Origin of the sequence: Dokdonella sp., assembly GCF_035511235.1 — a bacterium.
Classification (GTDB): Bacteria; Pseudomonadota; Gammaproteobacteria; order Xanthomonadales; family Rhodanobacteraceae; genus Dokdonella.
Window position 1 is genome coordinate 79256 of sequence record NZ_DATKFQ010000005.1, and the last position, 9094, is coordinate 88349.

10 protein-coding genes are annotated in these 9094 nt (G+C 73.8%); 7 read left to right on the top strand and 3 right to left on the bottom strand.

The features are described from left to right. Positions 1-30: 30 nt before the first annotated feature. Complete coding sequence (locus VMR06_RS02365; RefSeq protein WP_325372595.1) at positions 31-1350, top strand: M20/M25/M40 family metallo-hydrolase; 1320 nt, start codon at positions 31-33, stop codon at positions 1348-1350. Between the two features lie 28 nt (positions 1351-1378). On the opposite strand, the gene VMR06_RS02370 is transcribed toward VMR06_RS02365, so the two are convergent. Beyond that, a complete protein-coding gene (locus VMR06_RS02370) occupies positions 1379-1621 on the bottom strand; it encodes a LysR substrate-binding domain-containing protein (RefSeq protein ID WP_325372597.1) in 243 nt (80 codons plus the stop codon). Between VMR06_RS02370 and VMR06_RS02375 the strand changes: the two genes are divergently transcribed. Beyond that, complete coding sequence (locus VMR06_RS02375; RefSeq protein ID WP_325372599.1) at positions 1605-1754, top strand: hypothetical protein; 150 nt, start codon at positions 1605-1607, stop codon at positions 1752-1754. The genes VMR06_RS02370 and VMR06_RS02375 overlap by 17 nt on opposite strands. A gap of 60 nt (positions 1755-1814) precedes the next feature. Here the strand turns inward: VMR06_RS02375 and VMR06_RS02380 are convergent, their stop codons facing one another. Together VMR06_RS02380 and VMR06_RS02385 are read right to left on the bottom strand one after the other, a co-directional pair. Continuing rightward, positions 1815-2111 carry a hypothetical protein gene (locus tag VMR06_RS02380; protein ID WP_325372601.1) on the bottom strand — a complete coding sequence of 99 codons (297 nt, stop codon included), beginning with the start codon at positions 2109-2111 and terminating at the stop codon, positions 1815-1817. Positions 2112-2161: 50 nt separating this feature from the next. Next, positions 2162-2677 carry a hypothetical protein gene (locus VMR06_RS02385; RefSeq protein WP_325372603.1) on the bottom strand — a complete coding sequence of 172 codons (516 nt, stop codon included), beginning with the start codon at positions 2675-2677 and terminating at the stop codon, positions 2162-2164. Positions 2678-2872: 195 nt separating this feature from the next. On the opposite strand from VMR06_RS02385, the gene ompR reads away from it, so the two are divergent. The 5 genes from ompR to VMR06_RS02410 all read left to right on the top strand — a co-directional run bounded on the left by ompR (position 2873) and on the right by VMR06_RS02410 (position 9091). Then, positions 2873-3592, top strand: a complete 720-nt coding sequence (gene ompR / locus VMR06_RS02390) for a two-component system response regulator OmpR (protein ID WP_325372605.1) — start codon at positions 2873-2875, stop codon at positions 3590-3592. After that, positions 3589-4854, top strand: coding sequence for an ATP-binding protein (locus VMR06_RS02395; protein ID WP_325372607.1), 1266 nt, complete (start codon positions 3589-3591; stop codon positions 4852-4854). The genes ompR and VMR06_RS02395 overlap by 4 nt, the downstream gene beginning before the upstream one ends. Next, entirely contained in the window at positions 4851-5693 is an 843-nt protein-coding gene (locus tag VMR06_RS02400; protein WP_325372609.1) for an alpha/beta hydrolase, read from the top strand. The genes VMR06_RS02395 and VMR06_RS02400 overlap by 4 nt, the downstream gene beginning before the upstream one ends. Positions 5694-5816: 123 nt before the next feature. Continuing rightward, positions 5817-7895, top strand: coding sequence for a TonB-dependent copper receptor (locus VMR06_RS02405; protein ID WP_325372611.1), 2079 nt, complete (start codon positions 5817-5819; stop codon positions 7893-7895). An 86-nt stretch (positions 7896-7981) separates the two neighbouring features. Further along, the gene (locus VMR06_RS02410; protein ID WP_325372613.1) at positions 7982-9091 is read left to right on the top strand and encodes a type 1 glutamine amidotransferase domain-containing protein; all 1110 of its coding nucleotides are present in this window, start codon (positions 7982-7984) and stop codon (positions 9089-9091) included. Positions 9092-9094 lie beyond the last annotated feature (3 nt).

Consider the following 9094-nt stretch of genomic DNA (forward strand, 5'->3'; position numbering starts at 1 on the left):
CTCTCTGACCACCGCCCGGACATCAATGCCATGCGCGCGCACGACCGAAACCTGCCCCGTCTCCTCGCGCTGGCGCTGTTCGCGGCCGCCCCGGCCTGCCATGCGCACGGCGGTGCCGCAGCGGCCGATGACCGCGGTACCGTCTACGTCCTGACGTCGATGCAGACCTACGCCGGCATCCAGCCGGTCGCGCCGCTCGGCCAGGTGCGATACGACAGCCTCGGCACGCCGCTGATGCTGCTGCCGGTCGACGAGGCGCAGCGCGCGCGCATCACCGCGTACGTGCACGAGGTCGAGCGCCGCTGCGGCGGCTACTTCGCATTCGACTCGCTCGAGGACGCCGAGGCGTTCCTCGCCGGCGACAAGAGCCTGTCGGCGGTGACGGCGCCGACCGGCGGGCGCTACACGATCGACAACGCGGCCACGGTCGATCCCTGGCTGCCGCAGGTCGACGACCTGGCGATCTACCGCACGATCGAGCACCTGTCCTCGTATCGCAACCGCTACTACGCGAGCAGCTACGGCCGCGAGTCGGCCGAATGGATCCGCGACACCTGGGCCGCGCTCGGCGCCGGCCGTGCCGACGTCAGCGCCGAGCTGTTCACCGGCTGCACGAACTGCAGCACGCAGCCGTCGGTGATCCTGACCGTGACCGGCAGCGAGCGGCCGGACGAAGTAGTCGTCGTCGGAGCCCACCTCGATTCGATCAACGGCTCGGCGTCCGGCAATCTCGAGCAGATCGCGCCCGGCGCCGACGACGATGCCTCCGGCATCGCGACGATCACCGAGATCGTGCGCGTCGCGCTCGGCAGCGGCTGGCGTCCGCAGCGCACGGTCAAGTTCATGGGCTATGCGGCCGAGGAAGTCGGCCTGCGCGGCTCCAACGCGATCGCGCGCCGCTTCGCGACCGACGGCGTCGACGTGGTCGGCGTGCTGCAGCTGGACATGACCAACTACCGCTCCGGCGACGTCACCGATTTCAAGATCATCTCCGACTACTCCAATGCGGATCTGCGTACCTTCGTCGGCGAGCTGTTCGACGCCTACCTGCTGCCGCTCGGCCTGACCCGCAGCAGCTACGCCTGCAACTACGGCTGCTCGGATCATGCATCCTGGACCAGCTCGGGTTTTCCGGCGGTCATGGTGGCCGAACCGGGCAGCCCGCAGGCATCGTTCTTCCCGCGCCTGCACACCACCGGCGACACGCTCGCGAACATGGGCGACTCGGCCGTCAACAGCGCCAAGTTCGCGCGCTTCGGCCTGGCCTTCGTCGGCGAGCTGGCCAAGACCTCGGCCGAGTCGGGCGACCGCATCTTCGGCGACGGCTTCGAGCCGGTGTCGGCCCGGTAGCGGCACGGCCGGGACACGGCGCGCGCCCTCAGCCGGTCCACTCGCGGATCAGCTCGACGAACGCGCGCAACGACGCCGGTACGTGGCGGTTGGCCGGATAGAACACGCACAGCCCCGGACAGGCCGGCGTCCAGTCTTCGAGCACGCGGATCAGGCGGCCGGCCGCCAGATGCTGCGCGACCGCGAACTCGCGGCTCCAGGCCAGCCCGACGCCCTGCAGCGCGGCCTCGATCATCAGCGCGTGGTTGTCCGGCGTGAGCGGGCCGGTCACGTCCACGGTCTGGACGCGGCCGCGCTGCTCGAACTCCCAGCGGTCGATCGTGCCGCGTGCGCGCCGCGAAACCTCCGAGGACGCCTGCCTCGCGCTGATGCGCGAGACGTTCGCGGTCGCGCCGAACGGCTGAGACCCGATCGGGACGGCGCGGGGGCCGGCAACGGCCGGCACCCGCGCCGGAGGGCGCGCCTCAGCGGCGCCGCGCCGCAAGTGCCTCAGCAGCGGCCTTCAGTTCCGACGGCGACAGCCTGGCGTCGCCGTCGGCATCGAGGCGGTCGAAATGCTTGGCGATGCGCGGCAGCGCCGCGTCGGCTTCGGTGCGGTCGATGTAGCCGTCGCCGTTGCGGTCGGCGGCCTTGAGATGCTCGCGCACGGCTTCGGCGCGGTCGGCGCCCGGCTCGGCGTGGGCGGACGCGGCGAAGAGACAAGCCGCGAGGGCGACGGGGGCGAGCGCCGGCAGCAGGCCGGCATGGATCGGTGTTTTCATCGGATGGTTGCCTCGGATTCGGAAAGGGCGGGGTGGGACGCGGTGCGGGCTCAGCGCCGGCAGGCGACCGGCTGGCCGGCCGCATCGCTGCAGCTGTGGCTGTGCTGGACGCTGCCGTCAACGAGCGTGGTCGAGCCGGTATAGGTCCCGCCGTTCGGACCGGTCGCCGACGTGCTGCGGCCGCCAGCGACGCTGCCGTCGGCGCCTCGCGTGATCGCACCGGCGGTCGTCGCGCTGCCGCCGCGCGGGCCGGCCATGCTGGCGCTGCGGTAGCGGCCGGCGCTGCCGTCGGCATTGCGCCAGGCGCCGGCCGTGCGCGCCGCGCTGCCGCCGCCAGCGCCCTCGATGCGGGCATCGCGCTCGATCGAAGCCTGGCCGTGGCCATCGGTCTGCCAGCGGCGCTGGCGCTGCGCATCGAAACGGGCGTTGCTGCGGGAGGCCGAAACCTGGCCGCCGTGCGCGTCGCGCTCGACACTGCGGCTGCGCTCGCGCGCCTGGCTGTCGCTGGCGGCCGACACGCCGGCCAGTGCGAACAGCACGGCACCGATCAGGGGAAGAGTCTTCATCGCGTACTCCTTGAGAATGGGCGGGACATGCGCCAGCCGGAACGGCGGCACGAACCGCACCGTAGCGGCCGCGGCTCGGGCAGATGTGAGTGGACTGTCAGTGAATGTTGCGCCTGCGCGCGCCGGACACATCCACTTACATATCGAGCGCCGGCCGGGTTTGCCGGCCGCCTTCGCGGCGGCGATAGTGGCGACATGAACGAAACGCCCGCGAGCATCCTGCTGGTCGACGACGATGCGCGCCTGCGCGAGCTGCTGGTGCGCTATCTCGCCGGTCAGGGTTTCCAGGCGCGCGGCGTCGCCGACGGCACGCAGCTGCGCCAGGCGCTCGATCGCGGCCACTACGATCTCATCGTGCTCGACCTGATGCTGCCCGGCGAGGACGGCCTGGAGATCTGCCGGCGCCTGCGCGGCCAGGGCGATACCGTGCCGATCGTGATGCTGACCGCCAAGGGCGACGAGATCGACCGCATCGTCGGCCTGGAGATTGGTGCCGACGACTACCTGCCCAAGCCGGTCAACCCGCGCGAACTGCTGGCGCGGATCCGCTCGGTGCTGCGGCGCACGCGGACCGTGCCGGGAGCGCCGCAGCCCGACGGCGGCGAGATCCGCTTCGGCGCATTCCGGCTCGACCTCGGCCGCCGCGCGCTGTATCGCGGCGACACCCTGCTGAAGCTGACCGGCGGCGAGTTCGCGGTGCTGTCGGTGCTGCTGCGTCATCCGCAGCAGCCGCTCAGCCGCGACCGCCTGATGAGCCTGGCGCGCGGACGCGGACACGAGGCTTTCGAACGCAGCATGGACGTGACGATCGCGCGGCTGCGCCGTCTGCTCGAGGACGATCCGCGCCAGCCGCAGCTGATCCAGACGGTATGGGGCGTCGGCTACGTCTACGTGCCGCAGGAGAACGCGCCGTGACGCGCCGGGCCGGCGCCGGCGTGGTCGCGCAGCTGGTGCTGGTCGTCGCGCTGACGCTGGCCGGCGCGATCGGCTTGGCCGCGCTGCTCGGACGCGAGCTGGCGACGCGGCCGGCGGCCGAGCAGCTGCTGCGCGCGCTCGACGGCTTCGCCGCGGTCGTCGAGGCACTCGCGCGCCACCGCACGCCGGACCAGCTCGCCGCGCAGCTGCAGGCCGCGGGCCTGGCGACGCGCACCACGCCGCCACCGGCGCCACCGCCGCGGCTGGCGCCGTTCCTGCGCGAGCTGCAGGCCCAGGCCGGCGACGGACTCGGACCCGGCCGCACGCTGGCACTCGCGGGCGACGGCCGCACGCCGGTGGTCTGGCTGCAGCTGGCGACCGAACCGCCGCTGTGGGTGTCCTTCGCCTATCCGCATCGCGCCGCGCGCCGTTTTCCGCTGCTGCTGCTGTCCGGCTGCGTGATCCTGGTCTGGCTTGCGGCCGCCTATCTCGCGCGGCGGCTGGCATGGCCGCTGCGCCAGCTCGCCGAGGCGGCACCGGCCCTGATCCGCGGCGAAGCGCCGGCCGAGCCATTGACGAAGGCGCCGCGCGAAGTCGCCGATCTGGCCGATGCGCTGACGCGCGCCGGCGAGGACGTGCGCGGCGCGGCCGCGGAGCGCGCGTTCCTGCTCGCCGGCATCTCGCACGATCTGCGCACGCCGCTGACGCGCGTGCAATACGCGGTGGAGCTGCTGCCCGATACCGATCCGGCCCTGCGCAGCGGCATCCAGCGCGACATCGAGGAGATCGACGCGATCCTCACGCAGTTCATCGCCTATGCGCGCGACGGCCGCGACGAACCGACCCAGCTGCTCGACCTGAGCGCGATCGGCCGCCAGGCGCTGGCGGCCGCCACGGCGGACTGGACGGTCGATCTGCCCGACAGCGCACCGATGCGCGGCAAGCCGATCGCCCTGCTGCGCGCGATCGAGAACCTGATCGTCAATGCGCAGCGTCACGGTGCGCCGCCGTTCTCGCTGTCGCTCGGCGCCGACGGCGAAGGCTGGCGCATCACGGTGGCCGATCACGGTCCCGGACTCTCGGCGACGATGGCCGGGCGCGCCGCGCAGCCGTTCGTGCACGGCGGCTCGGGCGGCGGCGCCGGCCTGGGTCTGGCGATCGTCGAGCGCGTCGCCCGCCAGCACGGCGGCACGCTGACGCTGCAGACGGTCGCGCCGCACGGCCTGAGCGCGCTGCTGACGCTGCGCGGGGCGCGGCGATGAAGCATCGGCTGGTGCACTGGCTGCTCGCGTCGGCGCTGGCGGCCGCCGGCACCGTCGCGGCGGCACCGCCGGCGGCGCGCGAACTGGCCTACGGGCCCGATCCGCGGCAGCGCGTGGATCTCTACGCGCCCGCCGGCGCGGCGCGCGCGCCGATCGTCGTGCTCGTCCACGGCGGCGCCTGGGCATTCGGCGACAAGCGCAGTCCCGGCATCGTCGGCGCCAAGCTCGCGCACTGGCGCGAGGCCGGCTGGCTGGTCGCGTCGGTCAACTACCGGCTGCTGCCGCAGGCCGATCCGCTGATCCAGGCCGGCGACGTCGCGCGCGCGGTCGCCGCCGTGCAGCGCGCCGCGCGCGAGGCCGGCGGCGATCCGGACCGCGTCGTGCTGGTCGGCCATTCGGCCGGCGCTCATCTGGTCGCGCTGCTCGGCGCCGCACCGGCCCGGCTGGCCGCCGCCGGCGCACGCCGGCCGCTCGGCGTGGTCGCACTCGACAGCGCGGCGATGGACGTCGTCGAGATGATGGAGCTGCCGCGCCGTCCGGCCCTGTACGACCGGGCCTTCGGCCGCGACCGGGCGTTCTGGACTGCGGCCTCCCCGTATCACCAGTGGACCGCCGAGGCGCTTCCGCTGCTCGCGGTCTGCTCGACACGCCGGCCCGACGCCTGTCCGCAGGCGCGCGCCCTGGCGGCACGGGCCGCCGCGCTCGGCACGCATGTGACGGTGCGGCCCGAGCCGCTCACGCACGCGGCGATCAGCCGCGAGCTCGGCTCGCGCTCCGCCTATACCGATGCGGTCGATGCGTTCCTGCGCGCCCGATTCGAGGCATACCGGCGCGACTGAGGCCGCGCAGCGCAGCGCCGCCCGGCTGCTCCGGTGCGACCGCCGGTCACATCCCCGCTGCGAGGCGGTCTGCTGCAATCGGAGGTTCCGCCGGCTTTCGCCGCTGTCCTCCGATTCTTCGCCATGCCGCACCGCCCTCTCTCCACGGCGCTCGCCGCCGCCCTGCTGGCCTGCCTGTCGCCCGCCCACGCGGCCGATGCCGGCCGGTCCGCCTCGCCGGATGCCCCGACCGAAGACGACATGCTCGCGCCGGTGATCGTGACCGCGCTCGCGCCGGCCTCGGCGCTGAGCTTCACGACCGATCCGAAACTGCCGCGCCAGCCGGTGCCGGCCAGCGACGGCGCCGACTACCTCAAGACCGTGCCCGGCTTCGGCGCGGTGCGCAACGGCGGCACCAACGGCGATCCGGTGCTGCGCGGCATGTTCGGCTCGCGCATCAACATCCTGACCGGCGACGGCGCGATGGCCGGCGCCTGCCCGGCGCGCATGGACAATCCGCTCTCGTACGTGGCGCCGGAGACCTACGACCTGCTCCACGTGATCAAGGGACCGCAGAGCGTGCGCTGGGGACCGGGCGCCTCGGCCGGCACGGTCCGCTTCGAGCGCCGCACGCCGGCGTTCGAGACGCCGGGCGCGCGCCTGTCCGCCAGCGCGCTCGGCGGCAGCTGGCACCGCAACGACCAGGTCGCCGACGCCACGCTCGGCGCGCCGGCCGGCTACGTGCGCGCGGTCGCCAACCGCTCCGAGCAGGACGACTACGAGGACGGCGACGGCCGCACGGTGCCGTCGCGCTGGAAGAAGTGGAACGCCGACGTCGAGGCCGGCTGGACGCCCGATGCCGATACGCGCCTGGCCGCGACCTTCGGCCGCGGCGACGGCGAGGCGCGCTACGGCGGCCGCGGCATGGACGGCACGCAGTTCAAGCGCGACAGCGCCGACCTGCGCTTCGAGCGCGGCGGCTTCTCCGGTCCGCTCGCGCGCGTCGAGGCCAGCGTCTACTACAACCGCGCCGATCACGTCATGGACAACTTCCGCCTGCGCGATCCCGACCCGATGGGACCGATGCCGATGCCGATGGAGGCGCGCCTGGACCGCCGCACCGGCGGCGGCCGCGCCGCCGCGACCTGGCAGCTCGGCGCCTGGGAGTGGGTGACCGGCCTCGACCAGCAGACCAGCCGCCATCGCAACCGCGAGGCGATCGACATGATGGGCATGGGCGGCCCGGCGCGCTGGGTGCCCGACGCGCGCTTCGAGAACCTCGGCGCATTCGCCGAAGGCACCTGGCGCATCGCCGCCGACAGCCGCCTGATCACCGGCGCGCGCGCCGACCGTGCCCGTGCCAAGGATCTGCGCGCGAGCACCGGCGGCATGATGCCGATGCCCAATCCGACCGCGGACCAGACCCGCCGCGAGACGCTCGGCGCCGGCTTCGTCCGCTACGAGCGCGATCTGGCCGCCGCGCCGGCCACGCTGTACGCCGGCATCGGCCGCAGCGAGCGCCTCGGCGACTACTGGGAGCTGATCTCGCCCGACGCCGGTCCGGCCGCGGCGGTCAACGCGTTCGCCGGCGTGAAACCGGAGACGACCACCCAGCTCGACGTCGGTGGCGAGCTGCGCGGCCGCAGCGTCGATGCCTGGGTCTCGCTGTACGCGGCGCGGATCGAGGACTACATCCTGCTCCGCTACGGCGACGGCGGCATGATGGGCCAGCGCTCGCAGGCGCTGAACGTCGATGCGCGCACGCGCGGCGGCGAGGCCGGTCTGCGCTGGCGCGTCGCGCCGGGCTGGCGCATCGAGGCCAGCGCCGCCTACGCCTGGGGCGAGAATCGCGACGAGCACCGCCCGCTGGCGCAGATGCCGCCGCTCGAAGGCCGCCTCGACATCGGCTACGTCCGCGAGGCCTGGTCGGTCGGCGCGCTGTGGCGCGTGGTCGCGCGGCAGAACCGCGTCGCCGTCGACGAGGGCAACGTCGTCGGCCGCGATCTCGGGCCCAGCGCCGGCTTCGGCACGCTCGCGCTCAATGCCGGCTACCGGTTCGCGCCGTCGCTGAGGCTGAGCGGCGGCATCGACAATCTGTTCGACCGCAGCTACGCCGAGCATCTGAACCTGGCCGGCGACGCCGGCTTCGGCTATCCGGCCGATCCGGTGCGGATCCGCGAGCCGGGCCGCATGGTCTGGGTCAAGCTCGCGGTCGACTACTGAGGGCTGCGCCGGGCGCGGCCGGCGCGTTTGATTCCGGCTTCACGGCCGGCGGCGATGCTGGCGGCCCCTCCCCCGCCGAGACCGCGATGAAAACGCTGCTGACCGCCGCCCTAGCCTTCGCCTGTATCCTGCCGTCCTCTGCCGCGCAGGCCGGCGACACCGTCCTGATCGTGCTCAGCGGCGAAGGCCGCGACGCCGGCAAGGCGCGCCCCGGCTACGAGATGGACGAGCTGGCCCAGGCTTGGTCGGTGTTCGCCGACAACGGTCTGACCGTCGAAGTCGCCAGCCCACGCGGCGGTGCCGTCGAGGCCGACCGCTACGATCCGGCCGATCCGTTCAACGCGCGCCTGCTCGCCGACGCGGCGAAGACCGCCCAGCTCGCCGACACGCGGCCGATCGATGCCTTGCAGGCCGAGGACTACGCCGGCGTCTTCGTGGTCGGCGGCAAGGGCGCGATGTTCGATCTGCCGCGCGATCCGGCGCTGGCCCGGCTGATCGGCCGGATCGCCGCGCAGGGCGGCATCGTCGCGGCGGTCTGTCACGGTCCGGCCGCGCTGACCGCGGTGCGCGACGCGGCCGGCCGGGCGCTCGCCGCCGGGCGCGCGATGACCGGCTTCACCAACGAGGAAGAAGCGCTGTTCGGCAAGCGCTGGAGCCGCCAGTATCCGTTCCTGCTCGAGGACGCGCTGCGCGGCCAGGAGGCGCGCTGGAGCGAGGCGCGGCCGATGCTGCCGCACGTGGTCGTCGACGGCCGCCTCATCACCGGCCAGAACCCCTACTCCACGCTCGGCGCCGCCGAGGCCCTGGTCCGCGCGACCGGACGCGTGCCGGTCGCGCGCACGCCCTCGCGCGACGAGCGCAGCCTCGAGCGCGTGCAGCAGGTGCTGCGCGGCGAGGCCATTGCCGCCGCGGACGCGCTCGCCGCCGACATCGACGGCCATCACGCCGCACTGATCGGCATGCTCGGCTACTACCACCTGCAGGCGGCTTCCGACGACGCGGCCGTCGCCGATGCGGTCGCCGTGATGCGGCTGGCCGAGCCGCACTTCGCCGAGCCGCGCCTGCAGGTGGCGATCGCCGATGGCGAAGCACGGCTCGGCCACACCGCATCGGCACGCGAGCGCCTGGGCCGCGTGCTGGCGGCGCATCCGCAGATGAACGAAGCTAGGCAGCTGCTGGCCCGCATCGACGGTTGAACC